The organism is Acinetobacter sp. B51(2017), assembly GCF_003711395.1.
Taxonomy (GTDB): Bacteria; Pseudomonadota; Gammaproteobacteria; order Pseudomonadales; family Moraxellaceae; genus Acinetobacter.
This window is the reverse complement of the sequence record NZ_PJRJ01000013.1, coordinates 25,719-43,410: the sequence shown is the minus strand read 5'-3', so window position 1 is coordinate 43,410 and position 17,692 is coordinate 25,719. Positions and strand designations below refer to the sequence as shown.

Here is a 17,692-nt window from a genome sequence, read left to right as displayed (position 1 = left end):
CTCATTAAGTATGGTGATGGATTAAGCCACTTCAGGTGTAACTTTTTTGCCATGCAAACGTGCTTCAGCTGCATCTAGGCTTGGTACTGCAGCAGAGGGCAACACTTCTTCTTGTTCGATTTGCTTGTTAATCCCAAGATGTTGGCTGGCTTGTACGGTTTTCTCTTTGACCACTTCTGCACGCTGACCTTTAGCAGGCGCCCACTCTAAAATTGGTAAAGCACGCGCCACTGCTAAAGTAATACGGTCGCGGAGTAGTTCGCTTTTTACCGTGTATTCAGGAGTAAAATCTTTGTCAGTTGCATAAACGCCAATTGGTAAAGTTTGTGCTTGGAAGAAGCTAAACAACGGACGTAATTGATGTTCTAGGACTAAGGCATGACGCTCTGAACCACCAGAAGCAGCCAATAAAACAGGAACATCAACAAGGGCAGTTTGTTCAACAAAGTCAAAGAAGTGTTTGAATAAACCAGTAAATGATGCACGGTAAACTGGTGTACCTACAATTAGGGCATCTGCTGCTTCAACCGCTGCTAAATCATCTTGAACGCGCTGTGGCAATTGGTTGCGGTAAATGGCGCCACCGAGTAAATGTCCAATTTCGCTAAACTTAATGAAATGCACATGAATTGGCGTGGCATCACCAAGTTCGTTGAGGATTTCTTGGACTAAGGCTTCAGTTTTTGAAGGATGATTGAGACCGCCAGAAACAGCCACAATATTTAAAGGTTTTTGAGTTAAAGTTGTCATAATAAAACAGCCTAATTACTTTTAATCTTGGATTGCTGTTTATTAATCAACACATCAGATTTTGTGTAAAATAAGCAAAAAAAAATAGGTTATCTGTTTTTAAGATATAAACTTTTTTTAAGATTTTTATAAATAAAAATAAATATAAGTATTTGAATAATAAATTTATATTTCATAGGTATAAGGATTGCATTACCAAGAATAAAATTTATATAAAAATCTGCTTAGATTATTCATAAATGCTGCAAAAAGCTGCTTTTGTGTACTAAAAAGACGGCTTTAGTGAAAAATAATCAATTCTTGCGTATCGCTTCGCGTCGATGTGTGGTTAGAATAGAGCCTAATGTGCACCAGATCTTTCGCGTCACTACTTATGAATATTTTAATCGTTGATGATCATCCGTTATTCCGTCATGCGCTGATTCAAGCCGTGCGTTATAGCTTACCGCAAGCCCAAATTCATGAGACTGCTGCTGTAAATGAATTTTACGAACGCTTAGAAAATGGCCCCGAACCTGATCTTGTTTTATTAGACTTAAACTTGCCAGGTGCATCCGGCTTTTCGGCGCTGGTGCATGTGCGTGCGCAATATCCAGCACTCCCGATTATTGTCGTGTCTGCGCATGAAGAAGTATCTATTATTCAACGTTCTATCGCGCATGGTGCGATGGGTTATATCCCAAAATCTGCGCATCCTAGCCATATTGGTGAAGCGATTCGTCAAGTCTTAGAAGGCGAGATTTGGTTACCACCAAATTTACCTGCCAATATGAATTTTGACCCGCGTGCGGCGGATGAAACTGCTTTAGCAGAACGAATTCAATCTTTGACCCCACAGCAATTCCGTGTTTTGATGATGGTGGCAGAAGGTTTACTCAATAAACAAATTGCCTATGAGTTGGATGTGTCTGAAGCGACCATTAAAGCGCATGTAACAGCAATTTTCCGTAAATTGGGTGTGCAAAATCGTACCCAAGCGGTATTGGCTATTAATGCTTTAAATATTGAAGAACGTAAAGTTTAAGCATTGATACATTCATAAAAAAAGACCGCAATTGCGGTCTTTTTTTGTTTTAGTTGTTGGAGATTTTTAAACCTGACAACCAAGCACGTAAGCCTGCTGGTTTAAGTGGTTTACGTAGCAACATAATATTCAGCTCTTTAAGACGCTGCGGTAATTCTGGGTCAGAATCGGCAGTAATTAAGGCCACAGGTACTTTGTCTTGACGATGTGCTAGAATAAAATCTAAACCAATTTTGTCATTGTTTAAGTGTTGATCGACCAACCAAACTTGAATGTTTTCTTGCTGAATCATCTCGGCAGCTTGTTCGGGTTCGGTGGCTTTAAACACTTGATACCCCCATTTGGTGAGAAGGGTACTCATACCTTCTAAAATGGTTTCATCATTGTCTAAGCATAGAATCTTATAGGCTTTGGTTTTCAGCGGTACAGCTTGTACAGGCTGTGCCACGACTTTTGGGGCAGGCACGACTGGCACTTCAATCATAAAACATGAGCCTTTACCATATTCCGAATATACATGCACAGGATAATTCAACATGCTGGTCATACGTTGTACGATGGCCAATCCCAATCCTAGACCTTGCTCACCCCAAGGCGAGGTATGCCCACAGCGTTCAAATTCTTGGAACAATTTGATGCGTTGCTCTTCGGCAATACCAGGGCCAGTATCCCAAACGCCTATACGAATATGATTGGCGCGCTCTGCTGAACGTAATACCCCAACCACGACTCGGCCTTTAGCGGTATAACGCAATGCATTGCTGACAAAGTTTTGAATAATACGACGAATCCATTGCGGGTCGGTATCAATCCAAAATTGCACATCATGGACATGAAATTGAATGCCACGCTGTGCAGCAATCGATTTAAATTGTAGTTCTAAATCGCTGAGTAAATCATGTAAAGGATAAGGTTGACGATTCGGTTGAATAGTTCCACCTTCTAAACGTGCAATATCCAAAAGTGCAGAGAGCATACTTTCGGCCCCATGCAAAGAACGATCTAATTGCTGTAGCGTTTTACGGTCTTCTTCCGACTGCATACTTTGTTCTAATGCAGTACTAAATAAGCGTGCTGCATGCATCGGTTGCAATAAGTCATGACTGGCGGCAGCAATGAAACGACTTTTCGACATATTGGCTTTATCGGCTTGTTCACGCGCCAATTGTTGTTCGGCTAGTGCATCAGCAAGTTGTTGCGTACGATCTTGCACCCGACCTTCCAGTAAGGCTTCGTTTTCACGGAATGCGGTAATATCGGCAAAGGTCGTCACAAAACCACCGCCTTCAATTGGATTACCGCGCATTTGAATCACGCGCCCATCTTTACGCACACGTTCAAATTCGTGTGCGCTACCGACTTTCATCCAGTGAATGCGTTTACGTACATGCTCTTCAATTGAACCCGGACCACACTCACCACGTTCGGCGTTATAACGAATTAAATCGGCAATTGGACAGCCGACATAAACAATATCTTTTGGATAATCGAATAGTTTTAAATATTGATTATTCCAAGCAACTAGACACATATTTTCATCGACCACACTCACCCCTTGGGTCATATGATCAATCATGGTCATAATCAGATTTTGGTTAAAGCGTTGCCATTGTGAGGCTTGGTCTAAAATATTGGCCACCTGACCTAAAGCTAAACCGTTATTGACCATGGCTGTGGTGAGCAAAGTACGTGCCGAAGCTGCGCCAATAGTGCCTGCTAAATATTGTTCGGTAAAACGCCACCACATGCCATTGGCACTGCTGTTTTCATTTAAGATGACATTGTTTTGCGCACAAAATTGCTGGAAGGCTTGAATGGTTGGACCATCGCCAGTAATACGTTTGGCTAGGGCTATCAGGTCACCTACTTTAAGACGCGCTACATCATGCTGTAAATAGCTCATTTCAGTTGAGATGCTTTGCGCTGGCAACGGTTTGGTTTCGTAATAAAAGAAGCTCTCTGCTTGAATTTGCTCTGCAATACTTGGACGGAAAATTCTAGATACCCAAATATACAGCAAGATGTTTAAGCCCAAAGCCCAAATCACACCATGGGTAAGTGGGGCAAAAGATTGAAATCCAAATAAAGCTTCAGGACGTAACCAAACTAAACCTAAAGGACCTTGGTTCAAAAAGGCTTCGCTCATCAGCGCATAGTCAAGTGGTAGGCTGCGTAATACCGTGGGCAAAAATAGGGTGTAGGCCCACATAGCAAAGCCAGCAATTAAACCTGCATAAACTCCTTGTTTACTACCACCGCGCCAATACAAGCCGCCAATTAAAGCAGGGGCAAACTGAGCCACAGCACTAAAGGCGAGTAAACCAAATACTGATAACTGGTCGATATCATTAAAGAAATGAAAGAATAAAAAGCCCAGTAGCATAACTGCCAAAATACATACACGGCGCGTGAATTTAAGTACCAAAGGCAAGCGTTTGTCATGACGTGACAGTAAACCTAAACGCCATAAAGCAGGCATAATTAAGTCATTGCTGAGCATAATCGACAGCGCCACTGAAGAAACCAAGAGCATGCCTGTCGACGCAGAGAAACCACCTAAAAATGCCAAGATGGTTAGCCAATCCTGATTATAGCTTAAAGGTAGGGACAACACTGCTACATCTGGAATAGCCAAATACCCAGGTGCAGCATGTAAAGCCCAACTGGCAATTGGAATAATGGCGATTGTAGTTAAAATTAAATAGGTTGCAAACCAACGTCTAGCCCCACGAATATGCTTTTCATCGCGTAATTCAACCACAGCAACATGGAACTGACGCGGTAAACAGATAATCGCTAGTGCGGCCAATAAAGTTTGAATCCAAAAGGTATCGGGTACACCAAATAATTGTACTTGTCGGAAAGTATGCGCAGCATCGCTGGAAATTTGTTGTAAATTACCTGGTTCTGCAAAAATAAAAAACAGAGCGACCGCAAGTAACGCAAATAATTTAACGAAGGATTCAAATGCCACTGCCAGCATTAAACCGCCGTGTTGTTCGGTATTAGCAATCTGCCGTGTACCAAAAATCATGGCCAAGATAGCTAAAATGGCAGTTAAAAACAGTACCCCGTTACTTGTGGCAGCTAGGCTGGTGTCCTGATCCATAATCACGGTGGCACTTAGGGCAATTGCGCGTAGCTGCAAGGCTAAATATGGAATAATCGCGATAACCGCAAGAATGGTCACCAATGATGCCAATGAACCACTTTTGCCATAACGTGCTGCGACAAAGTCGGCAATTGATGAAATAGCATGATGCTGGCGTACTCGTCCAAGGCGACGCCAAATGTCATAGCCGAGTGCCACAAACAATAATGGGCCTAAATAGATGGGTAAAAAGATGATCCCTTCACGTACCGCAGCACCTGTTGCGCCATAAAAAGTCCAAGATGAACAGTACACACCTAAAGTTAGACTAAACAATAGCATACGGCCGCGAGTGCTTAAGCGGCTGGCATGTTTTTCACCAAAGAATGCACAGATAAAGAGGAGTGCGATATAGAGGGCCAGCACCCCCATGATAAGCCAACTGTTCATATTGCCTACAGGGTACAAATTATGCGGCTATGATAACCGATTGCTGAACTGCTCAGTCAGAATTGCTTAATTTTTAACGACCAAAGTCTAAATTACAAGCCCAGCGCAGATTGCTACTTTGGCAACATAGATAATTCGAATTAAAAAATCGCGCTGAATGGTTTTCGCGCAGGGAGTACAACATGGATCAAGTACAAGTAGAACGTATTCTACAGAATCCAAAATTCAAAGAAATGGTGGCACGAAAAAGTCGCTTGAGCTGGACGCTCACGGCTATCATGCTTTTTGTTTACGTCGGTTTTATGCTTCTTGTAGGCTATAACAAAGAATTCTTATTGCAGTCCTTAGGTGGCGGTGTCACGACCATTGGTATTCCTTTAGGTTTAGGCATCATCGTACTGTCATTTGTGTTGTGTGGTGTGTATTCCTACATTGCTAACAACAAACTTGACAGTTTAAACAACGACGCGATTCGCGAAGTTGAAGCCATTGCTCAGGAAAAAGGACCGCAACTATGATGAAATCTAAAGTTTTTGCCGCAGCAACATTGCTTTTAAGCTCAGGCATGGCATTTGCTGGTCCTGACTTAGGTGCAGCAGAGCAACAACCAACCAACTGGCCTGCAATTATCATGTTTATGATTTTTGTGGGGGCAACCTTATTTATTACCAAGTGGGCAGCCAAGCAAACCACCAATACCAATGATTTCTATACCGCAGGTGGTGGTATTTCAGGCTTCCAAAACGGTCTGGCAATTGCCGGTGACTATATGTCAGCTGCATCGTTCTTAGGGATCTCTGCTATGGTGTTTATGTCGGGCTTTGATGGCTTGCTATATTCACTAGGCTTTATGGTAGGGTGGCCAATTGTTCTATTTTTAGTGGCTGAACGTTTACGTAACTTAGGTAAATTTAACCTATCTGATGTGGTTTCGTTCCGTTTACAAGAAAAGCCTGTACGTACCATGGCTGCGTTTAGCTCGCTGGTTGTGGTGGCGTTTTATCTAATTGCACAGATGGTTGGTGCAGGCCAGCTAATTAAACTTCTGTTTGGTTTAAATTATAACTTAGCGGTTGTGATTGTTGGCCTATTAATGATGGCGTATGTGATGTTTGGCGGTATGTTAGCCACCACATGGGTACAGATCATTAAAGCAGTCATGCTATTGTCTGGTGCAACGTTCATGGCCTTTATGGTGATGAAAGGCGTGGGCTTTAGCTTTACCGGGATGTTTGAACAATCCATTCAAGTCTTTTCTAAAGTACATGACTTAAATCTAGATGATGCAGCAAAAATCATGGGCCCAGGAAGTTTAGCCTCTAACCCAATTGATGCGATTTCTTTAGGTTTAGCCTTGATGTTTGGTACAGCAGGTTTACCACATATCTTAATGCGCTTCTTTACAGTAAAAGATGCTAAAGAAGCACGTAAGTCTGTTGTAGTGGCAACAGGTTTCATTGGTTACTTCTACCTACTCACCTTTATTATTGGTTTTGGTGCGATCCTTTACGTGTCTAACAACCCACAGTTCCTTGATGTGGCTAAAATGGCACTAACAGGTAAATTAGAACTGGTAGGTGGTAACAACATGGCTGCGGTGCATTTGTCCGATGCAGTAGGCGGCGACTTATTTATGGGCTTTATTTCTGCAGTTGCTTTTGCCACAATTTTGGCGGTGGTTGCAGGTTTAACCCTATCTGGCGCTTCAGCCATCTCACATGACTTATATGCCAACGTATTTAAGAAAGGTCAAACCACCCCTGAGTCTGAACTACGTATGTCAAAAATTGCGACTTTAGGTTTAGCGATCTTTGCCATGATCTTGGGTATTTTGTTCGAAAAACAAAACGTGGCCTTTATGGTTGGCTTAGCCTTCTCTGTTGCGGCATGTGCGAACTTCCCAGTATTGGTACTTTCGATGTTCTGGAAAGGCTTGACCACGCGTGGTGCAGTGGTTGGTGGTCTAGTGGGTCTGATCCTAGCTGTGATCTTAATTATCTTATCTAAAGCAGTTTGGGTAGATACTTTAGGTATTTCGGATACAGCAGTGAATCCATTTAATGGCCCAGCTATCTTTGCGATGCCATTGGCCTTCATTTGCTGCTGGTTGTTCTCTGTAACAGATAACTCGCCACAAGCACAAGAAGAGCGCCGTGCTTTTGATGCGCAGTTTGTACGTTCACAAACGGGTATTGGTATCTCTGGTGCATCTGATCACTAAGAAATAAAGATGCCAAAAAAGCCCCATCTGGGGCTTTTTTTTATTTGAGAATACGCTATTGGCTCGGTTCAATTCAAATATGACACCAATATACCCTCAGATTTTGCGCCACAATTTGAGTGGCGGAGTAGGCAGAATAAAGGGTTTGTTTGGGCTGCTGGATGGCTTGTAATACTAAATATTTTCTTGCATCTGCCACATCTTGAATTTTTAATTCATCTGCACTGATGCTTTTAGGGTCATCTTGGGGAAGCGTAGATAGCATTTTTCTGCTGTCCGAACCACAACTGATCAGCAATAAGCTACTTATCGCCAAACTAAGATAAAGAGCTTGAGTCATGTTTCTAGCCTGAATTTATTATTGTTTAGTGTGTGCTGTGTGAAATTTAAGTAAAAAATACAAATTCAGGCCATGTATTACATAACTATTCTGATGATTTACTTTGTCTTTGGCGTTTCAATTTCTGTTGTATATCACGGTATAAGGCACTGTCTTGATCAAACCATGTGGCTTTAGCATTCAGTAATAAGCGTGTCACTAAATAGGCACCTGTGACTTGTCCAATGACAGGTAAACCCAGCATTAAGCCAATGGCAGCAATTTTACTCACTTTTAAGCCAGAAACTTTGGCGGCCATCCATTTAAACTCTTGCCAACTAATCTCTTGTTGTTGATAGCGTTTAAATAATTCATAAATTGCCAAAGATACGCTAACAAGAGAAATAGCAGGGAAATAATCCCAAAAATGCTCATCGTTGGGATCTTTGGCAGTGACCCAAAGATCGACGGCATCTTCTACACTTTGTGCGAGTACTTTATGTTCAGGGCTTTGCGCTGGATCGAGGGTGGTTAAAATTTCTTGTGTGGCAATTAAATGCGCTTCGGATTGTTTGAGTTGCCATGTGGGTTGCGGGAGTTGGCTATTGAGTTGCAGGGTTAACAACATGCTATCGCCCCAAAGGGTTTGTATACACACATCAAGCTGCTGGGTTTGATCTTTTAAATAAGCGACATACACTGCATCTTGTTCATATTGTAGCTTTAATACTTGCATCCGTGTCAGTTGTTGTTTGATTTGAGTCACCAAGCTGACAATCTGTTCACTTTCAATCTGCTCTAAAAAAGCATGGATGGTGCTTAGATCAGCAGATTTTAAATGCGGTTGAGCCAAACGTAATGCCAACAGCACTGTATGCATATGCGGCGTGAAGGGCTGCTGTTGGCGGAGGTGAACTAAGCTTTGCGTAATACTTAAGCTATTGATATGGGTGTCTAAATAACAATATGGTTTTGGCACTTAGTCATCCTTTTGCTGTTGTTGTGCTTCGCCCTGTTGTTTACCTTGTTGAAAGGCGTGTTGCCAAATCGCTTTAATTTGCGCTTCGCTCAGGCTTTCATTACGGGCTTTACGGGCAAAATATACATCTGCCACTTTCATAATGGCATAGGTCAACCCATAGACCAGTGGTATAGACAGCAAACCACCAAAGCCAAAGGTCACGGTTTTCCAAACGCCAAGTGCCAATTGCTGCGCCAACATTCCTAAACCCATTAAACCAATAATTTCTTTGACCCAATCTAAGGCTTGATTTTCCGTTAATGGTACGCCATGAATAGCCGCAATACGGCTGGCAAAATAACCTTGTAAGGGGGTGAGCACTAAAATATCGGCAAAGGGTAATGGTTGAATGGATACACCTGCACAACTAGCACAAGCAATATGAATGATATTAGAATTTTTTTTATCTTTGGATAAATCATCCCGTAATTCAATCTGTGTGATCTCTTGACGGATTTTGGCTGTGATTTTCATACAATATTGTGCTCATTGGCCGATTAGATTCATGCTAAGTTAGCATTGCATAAAAACCAAGCGGTGAAAATAATATGCAGGCATTTGTAGATTTTTGGCGGAGCTTTCAGCGTTTACCTTCAGCATGGTTGTTGGCTTTACAGTGCTTGATGTTGTTATTGGCACTATTTAGTAATTATAGCCAATCTTACCGTACTTTAATGTGGTTACTTGGCGTGTTGGTATTGTTGGTGATTGCCAAAGTCATTCGTCAGACGCCTGTGTTTACTATCTTGGGGCTTACTTTTGTGGGTATGGCAGTGGTGCTGTCATGTTTGATTATGTTGGGTGCATCCTCAACTTTGCTACAAATGAGCGCACATATTTTTGAAGCGCTTGCCTATTTTAGTGCAGCTTATGGCTTGCTGCGTTATATGTTTGAAGATCGTTATTTAACTCTAGACGAGCTGTTTGCTGCTGGCGCTGTATTTACCTTATTGGCATGGGGTTTTGCCTTTTTATATAGCGCATGTCAGTTATTTATTCCAAATAGCTTTAGTCATTCTAGTGCAGCAGAACTGCAAAATTGGCTCGATTTATTGTTTTTAAGTTTTAGTCTGCAATCAGCAACGGGCCTGTCCGATATTATGCCGGTTAGTCCACTCGCGCGTGTGCTTGCCATGTTACAAATGTTTTGTGGTGTGATGTATCTAGCGGTGATTGTCTCGCGCTTAATTGCTTTGCAATATATTCGCCATTCACCAAAATCTTAAGCGTTACAGTAAGCTTACTGCTTTTTGAGCCTCATTAGTCTAGGCTAGATTTGAGTTTATTTTTTGCGCTGAACTCGTCTTTTGTTCTTTTGAACGCTGTCTGTGACCGTCTGGTCTATCCTTTATAAAATAATATTTGGAGGAGTTATGCCCTCAAAAAACACATCTTGGTCGAGTAATATTAAGCCAAATGTTTTTTTTAGTACTGTTGCCATTATTGTTATTTTCTTAGCAAGTTTGCTTTTGGCACCCAATAGTTTTGATCTACTTACTCAACGTTTAAACCAGTGGATTACCCATTCCTTTAGTTGGTTTTATGTGCTGAGTGTTGCCATTTTTCTAATCCTGCTGATTTATATTGCTGCCTCTAAAATGGGCAAAATCAAACTTGGACCTGATCATAGTCAGCCCGAATATAGCAATGCTTCGTGGTTCGCCATGCTATTTACCGCAGGCATGGGGATTGGATTGATGTTCTTTGGCGTGGCTGAACCTGTGATGCATTATGTGTCACCACCGCTTGGTGAAGGGGAAACCTTAGCTGCCGCACAGCAAGCCATGCGAGTCACATTTTTCCATTGGGGTTTACATGCTTGGGCAATTTACGCGATTGTAGCGTTGTCTTTGGCTTATTTTGCATATCGACATCAATTACCGTTAAAGATTCGTTCTGCGCTGTATCCGCTTATTGGTAATAAGATTTATGGGCCAATTGGTGATGGGATAGATACCTTTGCCACCATAGGCACAGTCTTTGGCGTGGCCACCACCTTAGGTTTTGGGGTTACCCAAATTAATTCGGGTCTCAATTATTTATTTGGCTTACCTCAGTCTAGTACGATGCAAGTGCTGCTCATTGTTGTGGTGAGTACTATGGCAGCGACATCAGTCTGTCTAGGTCTAGATAAGGGGGTAAAGCGCTTAGCTGAACTGAATTTGTTACTTGCTATCATCTTATTACTATTTGTATTTTTGAGTGGACCAAGTATTTACTTGCTGCAAACCACCATTCAAAACATTGGACAGTACAGCTCTAACTTATTTGCCATGACCTTTAATTTATATGCTTATCAATCTGATGATTGGATTGGTGGTTGGACGATTATGTATTGGGCTTGGTGGATTTCATGGTCACCTTTTGTGGGGATGTTTATTGCCCGCGTGTCTAAAGGGCGTCAAATTCGCGAATTTATTGTAGGGGTAATGCTGATTCCTACTGGATTTACGCTCATTTGGATGGGCTTTATGGGGAATGCTGCGCTATATAGTATTTTGCATGAGGGGAATACGACACTCATGGCTGTAGTACAACGTGACTCATCTATGGCACTGTTTGAGTTTTTACAGCATTTACCGCTCAGTCAAGTTATGAGCATCTTAGCCACCTTGTTGATTACGTTATTTTTTGTGACCTCGGCCGATTCAGGTGCCTTAGTGATCGACTACCTCACAGCCGAATCTGAACACTCTCCTATTTGGCAACGTCTGTTTTGGATTGTGGTGATGGCAACATTGGCCATTACTTTGCTATTGGTGGGTGGCCTAGGTGCTTTACAATCAGCAACGATTATGAGTGCTTTGCCTTTTACCTTAATTATGCTTTTGATTTGTTGGGGATTAATTAGAGCGCTCCATTTAGATGCCACCAAAATGCAAGCCTTAGCTGAAGCAAGAATTACCCCGCGTGCCATTCAAAATCCACGCAGTTGGCAACAGCGTTTAGGTTTAATTATGCATTATCCACATACCCAAGCCGAGGTAGATGCCTACATTCAACATCAAGTTTGCCGTGCTTTTAAGCAAATTCAAGCCGAATTTCATCGGCGTGGTTTGCAGGTTAAGATTATAAAGATCGAACATGGTTTGCAACTACGCGTTAATCATCAAAACGAGATGAACTTTGTTTATCAAGTGGTGACACGCGAAACCTTAGCGCCAAGTTTTATGCCGCAACATCAGCAAAATAGTTATTACCAAGCTGAGGTATTTTTACGCGAAGGTGGTCAAAACTATGATGTGATGGAGTGGACTGAAGAAGATTTATTGCAAGATATTATTGATCAATATGAACGACATTTACACTTTTTAAGCTTGGTTCGCCAAGAATAGAAAAAGGACGCATTAGCGTCCTTTTTTAGATTCAGTTTCTAAATATTAGAAACGGAATTTAGCATTTAAGCCAACAGTTTCTGTATCAAGAGAAGAGTTGTCTTCTGCATTTGCTTTCACAAATGACGCGCCTACAGCAACAGCTGGAGTGATGAAGTAGTTTACGTTTGCGCCTAAAGCTGAGTCTGGAGAAGTAGCAAAGCTAGATTCATAGTAAGACACGCCTAAACCTAATTTAGGAGTTACATAAAGCGTAGAACCTAAGTTAAATGCAGTGTCATCGCCATAAACTAAGCCAGATTCAAACGCAACTGACATGTTAGTACCGTCGATACCACCTACGTATTTAGTACGTGCAGTTACTGCGTCTTGGTCTTCACCTAAAGTTAATGCTTCACCGTAACCTGCAACAACACCGTTGTTCGCTACTTTGAATGCATCATAAGCAGCTTGGTTAGCAGCGCTTGTATAACCAACAGCAACTAAGAAGTTAGGTAATGCTAAAGCACCAAGTTCTAATGCATAACGGTCGCCATTGTCTTCAAGGCCAACAGCTTTAGTTAGTTGGTTTTTAGCATCAGCGATTGTTGCGCTGTAAGATGCGCTTGCATATACAGGAACAACTGAAGTTGGGATGTAAGCTTCACCTTTGGCACCAAAGTTGTGTGCTACAAGGTCGATACCGTCGTTGCCTAATTCAGCATAGTTATATGCAACTGCAACGTTAGAAGCATGGTTTAAGAACGCAGCTTCAGCTAAAGGACCTTTAGTCGCATCCACATTTTTAAAGTAGTAAGTACCTTGAACACCACCAACAAAATCTTTGTCATTTACTGTAGTGTCTACGTATTCAGCTTGACCTTGTACTTCGAATTGGTAAGCTTGAGCACCGGTTACGGCTAATAATAGAGCAGTGGCTAAACCGAGTTTTTTCATAAGAGATACCAGTTATATTTAAAAATGTATTAAATTTACACTAGTAATTGTATTGTAACATTTTATTAAGTCAATGAAGTAAAAGAAGATTGTATTTTGATTATTTACTCTAAAATATGATAAAGGACAAAAAATAATCAGATAGAAAAACTGATGTCAACCAAGAAAAAACTTTTTAGAACAAAAGAATAAGTAAAATTGATCCGCCAAAAACTAAAAAAATGTGAAAAATAGTGTGAAAAATAATCATGATAAAAACGATTGTTTTTTTATAATTTATCGTTAAAAACTCTTATAGTGTTGTATTCATGTAACAAAGTTCACTGAATATGAGCGATAAATTTAGAAAATATCGCTATTCAATTAACATCTTTAAGATCAAAAAGAGGCACTAAAAAATTTTTTCAAAAATTATGTGAACTGTACCACATTTTTCTTAAAAAATATGCTTAAAAAAAATACATACCGTTTTAGTAGGCTTTACTTCACTTAAATTTTATTTCATAATTTTCCACATAAAGTTGACTAGTTTAGTTGGCTTTTATGGGTTATAAATATTTTGTAACTCAGCAGATCACGAGCCCCTAAACCTTGTGATTCTCCACAAATTGATATTGTTTTTATCCGCCCAGCTTTCCCCAAGGCTGGGCTTTTTTTTGTCTTCAATGTTGAAACCTATATAACTTAATATATGTTGAACTTTTGCTTGTTTAAGCTGACTCGTCTGCTGTTCGAGTAATATCTATTATCTAGAGTGTTTCTTATAATCTTATACAGTTCACACATTTTTGAATGCTGCTTCGACTCTTTATAAAAAAAGTATCACTTGTTGGCTTAAATCAATGCAATATGTTTTTGGCATGATCATTCAAGCCGAGTGTTTTTCTATTCCAGTTGATATTCAGTTTTTAGCTAGAATAAAAAATCTGAGTAATAGTGCCCTAATTTGGTGCAAAATACAGTTTGATTTAAGTTTTAATTTGCATAAAAAAAACCCACTTTTCAAAGAAAAGTGGGTTTTTTAGCCAAAATCTGCGGGTAAATTAAAAAATCTGCTGAGGAATATTTTTAACTCGCCCTAATACGGTGCATTATGCACTTGTTTGTGGCAGCTGTAAATATTTTCTTAAGAAAAAAATATAAAAAAAATCAGGTTCTAAATCATTTTATTGCCTATAAAAAAAGCATATTTATTTAAGATTTTGATTTTTATTAAAACTTTAAAAGGGTAAACCAAAGCAGCATTATTTTATTTGAGTAAATGCGCAACAATAATATCAACAGATAGGTTTATCACTAGTCCTCAGACACTTTTCGTTTTAAAGTAACAGGAATAAACACTGTATGTATTGTTTAATTTTATTGGCTTTAGGGCGTATAGATCGATGTTTAAGCTACGTTCTGAGCGTATTCGCATGCATTTGCAGGTCTCAATCTTGGTGGTTGTCCTGTGCCTGATGGGGTTGGCTGTGCCATGGATTGTCACTAGCTATCGTGATTATCAACAAGCCAAGCATACCGTGTTAGAACTCCAAGCATTAGTTGCTATGTCAAATTTCTCTGAAGCAATGTTGGCAGAACGCTTGCCTAGCAATCGACTGAATCATAGTCCTCAAGATAGCCAGCTCAAGTATCAATTACAACTACAACAATACCGTAACTATGTTGATTTAAAACTGCAACGTACCATCCATGCCTTACAAATCGCTGGTTTTGACGAGATTGCCGATAAAGCGCGACGACAAACTGTGCCAGCACTGCTGCAAGCACGTACTAGTTTTGATAACTATGTTAAGCAACCTCGTGCTGAGCGTAAAATTGAACAACTCAATGAAGAAATTCAAAAGTTGTTTACAGTTTGGGATCAGGTGAATGCTTTGCTTAAGCAAACTCTAATTGCATCACATGCTTATGGGCATGATACAACCAATCACTATGCCATGATTTTAATCACTTGCGATTTACAAGATGATGCGAGTCGGATTGTGTCGTATATTAAAGCACCTCTAACCTTTAATCAGCCGATTAATGAGCAACAAATCTCGCAAACGTTACAAACCTATAATCGTTCTAAATATTTATGGAATTTAATCGCCAATATTCAGCCCAATCAAGAACGTAATCTTGAGTTTGAGCATTTACATCGGCGTATTGAGACAGATTTTTTAGCCCCAAGTCAGCTTATGATTGCCACGGTGTTACAAGAGAGTAAAACGGGGCAAAGTTATAGTTATTCTTCTCAGCAAGTCACTGAATTGGCAGTGAATAACTTTACTGTAATATTTGATTTACAACGCTATATTTTAAATAAGCGCTTAGAAATTGTAGAAACAAGGAAACATGATACGCAACAAGTGTTTATCTTTTCGTGTTTAGTGGCAATGGTCTGTTTATTGGCTTTGTTGTTTACCTTTTTTTATGCCCGTTATCAGGTGTTTTTGCCATTAATTTTAGCGCGAAATATGTTGCTAGATTTAATTGATCCTGAATGTAAACGTGTTTTAAACAATTCGCTTACTATTATTGATGCGATTGAAAAGATGAAAGAAACTTTAAAGCAACGAGATGCTTTAGCTTTTCAACTTAAAAATTTAGCCAATACCGATGCGCTAACAGGTGTCTCTAACCGTGTGGCTTTAGAAGAATATTTAAATTTAAAAGCTTATCAAGAGCAGCCTTTTGAACATACTGCCTTGATTGTTCTAGATATTGATAATTTTAAGCAAGTGAATGATCAGTATGGGCATTTGGTAGGGGATGATGTGATTCGGCATATTGCAGAGCAACTCAAAGCCAATGTACGCAATAGTGATTTGGTGGTGCGCTATGGTGGGGATGAGTTTTTAGTGATTTTAGAAAACTGTGCTTCTGGTGCGGCTTTATATATTGCTGATCAGATGCGCTGTGCGATTAGTCATACACCTGTCAATGTTGAAGGGCATCCGAGTTTATATGTGTCGGTGAGTGCTGGCGTGGCTGTAGGTGCAGATTCTTGGAAAGCTTTATTAGATAAAGCCGATCAAAGTTTATTAAGGGTTAAAGCCAGTGGCAAAAATGCAGTCGAGGGAAATACTTAGCTGCATACTTTAAATATATAAGAATATACTTTGTTTGGGATTGCACTTATGAACTAGGCGTTAAATGATGACACCATTATCTATAAGGAAAATAAGGTAATGGAATTACAGCAAAATAAAATTACACAGGTTTTGGATCAGGGATTTTCTTTTTATCAATGTTTAGTCATCTTATTATGTTTCCTTATCGCATTGCTTGATGGTTTTGATACTCAAGCCGTAGCTTTTACAGGGCCTGCAATTATTGAAGCTTTTAATCTTGAGGCCAAAGCTTTAGCACCAGTGTTAACCGCAGGCATTATTGGTATGACTGTGGGCGCTATGGGGATGGGTATTCTTGGTGATCGATGGGGCAGACGTAATACCTTAATGGCATGCGTTTTTGTCTTTGGTTTAGCCACTTTACTTACGGCTTATGTGAGTACACTCGAACATATTTTTATTCTTCGGGTGATTGCTGGCTTAGGCATGGGAGGTGCTACGCCTGTACTTTTGGCCTTAGCAGCAGAGTATTCACCATCACGTTTTAAGGGTTTGGTGACTACTGGTGTATTGCTAGCATTACCCGCAGGTGCAATGCTCGGTGGTCTATTGGCAGCGAAAATTATTCCAATTTGGGGATGGCAAAGCATTTATTTAATTGGTGGTGCTATTCCGCTATTGCTACTGATCCTTTTATTTTTCATTTTACCTGAGTCTTTGCAATATCTTAGTCAAAAGAAATCAGCACAAAGTCATCAGGCTATCACCCTAATTCTTAATCGTATCAGTAGAGAGTCGGTGAAGTTATCAATCCATGATTATCAAAATAATCAGATTGAAACTGTAAAAGCAGGGCACTTAAATAGCTTATTTCAACAAGGCTTAGCTAAGACGACATTAGCTGTTTGGTGTACTTATTTCTTTAATTGGATTGCTTGGTTTATGTTGTTGTCATGGTTGCCTACCATTTTAAAGCAGGCAGGTTTAGATCCATTACAAGCACCTTATGCTTCTGTTACAGTAAATGCGGCGTTTATTTTATTTGCTTTGCCTTTAGCTTATTACTTACCAAAATTAAATACGATTAAGATTCTATCTTTCATGTTTGTTTGCGGAATTGGGATCGCTTGTGCTTTAGGTTTAACTATTCTAACTCAACAATGGAGCCTGATTTTTGTGCTAATTGCTTTGGCTGGCTTTGGTATTGGTGGGCAGCAACTTGCACTTAATTATTTAGTGATTGCATCTTATCCAACTGAAGTACGTGCCACGGCTACAGGGTGGGCAATTGGTATGGGGCGCTTGGGTGCAATTGCAGGTTCAGCAATTGGAGGAATGGTTTTGGCTTGGTCAGGGGTAAATGGTTATTTCTTTACATTAGCTGTGCCATTAGCTATCGCTTTGATTTGTGTAATTACACTACACAAAAAGCAACAGCCTACATATATTGCTGAGGCAAACTAATGATTTGCTTTGCTTAAACAAA

At 40.2% G+C, this 17,692-nt stretch carries 13 protein-coding genes; 7 read left to right on the top strand and 6 right to left on the bottom strand.

The window, feature by feature from the left end:
* Positions 1-21: 21 nt before the first annotated feature.
* Positions 22-750 (bottom strand): FMN reductase, encoded by a 729-nt coding sequence (msuE, locus tag CYK47_RS08025; RefSeq protein ID WP_122900597.1) that lies wholly within the window; start codon positions 748-750, stop codon positions 22-24.
* Positions 751-1,123: 373 nt separating this feature from the next.
* On the opposite strand from msuE, the gene CYK47_RS08020 reads away from it, so the two are divergent.
* Complete coding sequence (locus CYK47_RS08020) at positions 1,124-1,774, top strand: response regulator (RefSeq protein ID WP_122900595.1); 651 nt, start codon at positions 1,124-1,126, stop codon at positions 1,772-1,774.
* 49 nt (positions 1,775-1,823) lie between these two features.
* Here CYK47_RS08020 and CYK47_RS08015 read toward each other — a convergent pair whose 3' ends face one another.
* Complete coding sequence (locus CYK47_RS08015) at positions 1,824-5,315, bottom strand: PAS domain-containing hybrid sensor histidine kinase/response regulator (protein ID WP_122900593.1); 3,492 nt, start codon at positions 5,313-5,315, stop codon at positions 1,824-1,826.
* Between the two features lie 182 nt (positions 5,316-5,497).
* Here CYK47_RS08015 and CYK47_RS08010 point away from each other — a divergent pair, with 182 nt between their 5' ends.
* Together CYK47_RS08010 and CYK47_RS08005 are read left to right on the top strand one after the other, a co-directional pair.
* Positions 5,498-5,833 carry a DUF485 domain-containing protein gene (locus CYK47_RS08010; RefSeq protein ID WP_122900591.1) on the top strand — a complete coding sequence of 112 codons (336 nt, stop codon included), beginning with the start codon at positions 5,498-5,500 and terminating at the stop codon, positions 5,831-5,833.
* On the top strand, positions 5,830-7,536 hold the full coding sequence (locus CYK47_RS08005; protein ID WP_122900589.1) for a cation acetate symporter: 1,707 nt from the start codon (positions 5,830-5,832) through the stop codon (positions 7,534-7,536). The genes CYK47_RS08010 and CYK47_RS08005 overlap by 4 nt, the downstream gene beginning before the upstream one ends.
* 73 nt (positions 7,537-7,609) lie before the next feature.
* Here the strand turns inward: CYK47_RS08005 and CYK47_RS08000 are convergent, their stop codons facing one another.
* The 3 genes from CYK47_RS08000 to CYK47_RS07990 all read right to left on the bottom strand — a co-directional run bounded on the left by CYK47_RS08000 (position 7,610) and on the right by CYK47_RS07990 (position 9,350).
* Complete coding sequence (locus CYK47_RS08000) at positions 7,610-7,876, bottom strand: hypothetical protein (RefSeq protein ID WP_164709167.1); 267 nt, start codon at positions 7,874-7,876, stop codon at positions 7,610-7,612.
* Positions 7,877-7,961: 85 nt separating this feature from the next.
* On the bottom strand, positions 7,962-8,834 hold the full coding sequence (locus tag CYK47_RS07995) for a hypothetical protein (protein WP_122900585.1): 873 nt from the start codon (positions 8,832-8,834) through the stop codon (positions 7,962-7,964).
* Positions 8,835-9,350, bottom strand: coding sequence for a hypothetical protein (locus tag CYK47_RS07990; RefSeq protein WP_122900583.1), 516 nt, complete (start codon positions 9,348-9,350; stop codon positions 8,835-8,837).
* 74 nt (positions 9,351-9,424) lie between these two features.
* On the opposite strand from CYK47_RS07990, the gene CYK47_RS07985 reads away from it, so the two are divergent.
* Together CYK47_RS07985 and CYK47_RS07980 are read left to right on the top strand one after the other, a co-directional pair.
* Positions 9,425-10,102 carry an ion channel gene (locus CYK47_RS07985; protein ID WP_122900581.1) on the top strand — a complete coding sequence of 226 codons (678 nt, stop codon included), beginning with the start codon at positions 9,425-9,427 and terminating at the stop codon, positions 10,100-10,102.
* Positions 10,103-10,249: 147 nt separating this feature from the next.
* Positions 10,250-12,211 (top strand): glycine betaine transporter, encoded by a 1,962-nt coding sequence (locus CYK47_RS07980; RefSeq protein ID WP_122900579.1) that lies wholly within the window; start codon positions 10,250-10,252, stop codon positions 12,209-12,211.
* A gap of 45 nt (positions 12,212-12,256) precedes the next feature.
* On the opposite strand, the gene omp33-36 is transcribed toward CYK47_RS07980, so the two are convergent.
* Entirely contained in the window at positions 12,257-13,147 is an 891-nt protein-coding gene (gene omp33-36, locus CYK47_RS07975) for a porin Omp33-36 (protein WP_122900577.1), read from the bottom strand.
* A gap of 1,385 nt (positions 13,148-14,532) precedes the next feature.
* Here omp33-36 and CYK47_RS07965 point away from each other — a divergent pair.
* Together CYK47_RS07965 and CYK47_RS07960 are read left to right on the top strand one after the other, a co-directional pair.
* Positions 14,533-16,224 carry a GGDEF domain-containing protein gene (locus CYK47_RS07965; protein WP_122900573.1) on the top strand — a complete coding sequence of 564 codons (1,692 nt, stop codon included), beginning with the start codon at positions 14,533-14,535 and terminating at the stop codon, positions 16,222-16,224.
* Between the two features lie 99 nt (positions 16,225-16,323).
* Positions 16,324-17,670, top strand: coding sequence for an MFS transporter (locus tag CYK47_RS07960; RefSeq protein WP_122900571.1), 1,347 nt, complete (start codon positions 16,324-16,326; stop codon positions 17,668-17,670).
* Positions 17,671-17,692 lie beyond the last annotated feature (22 nt).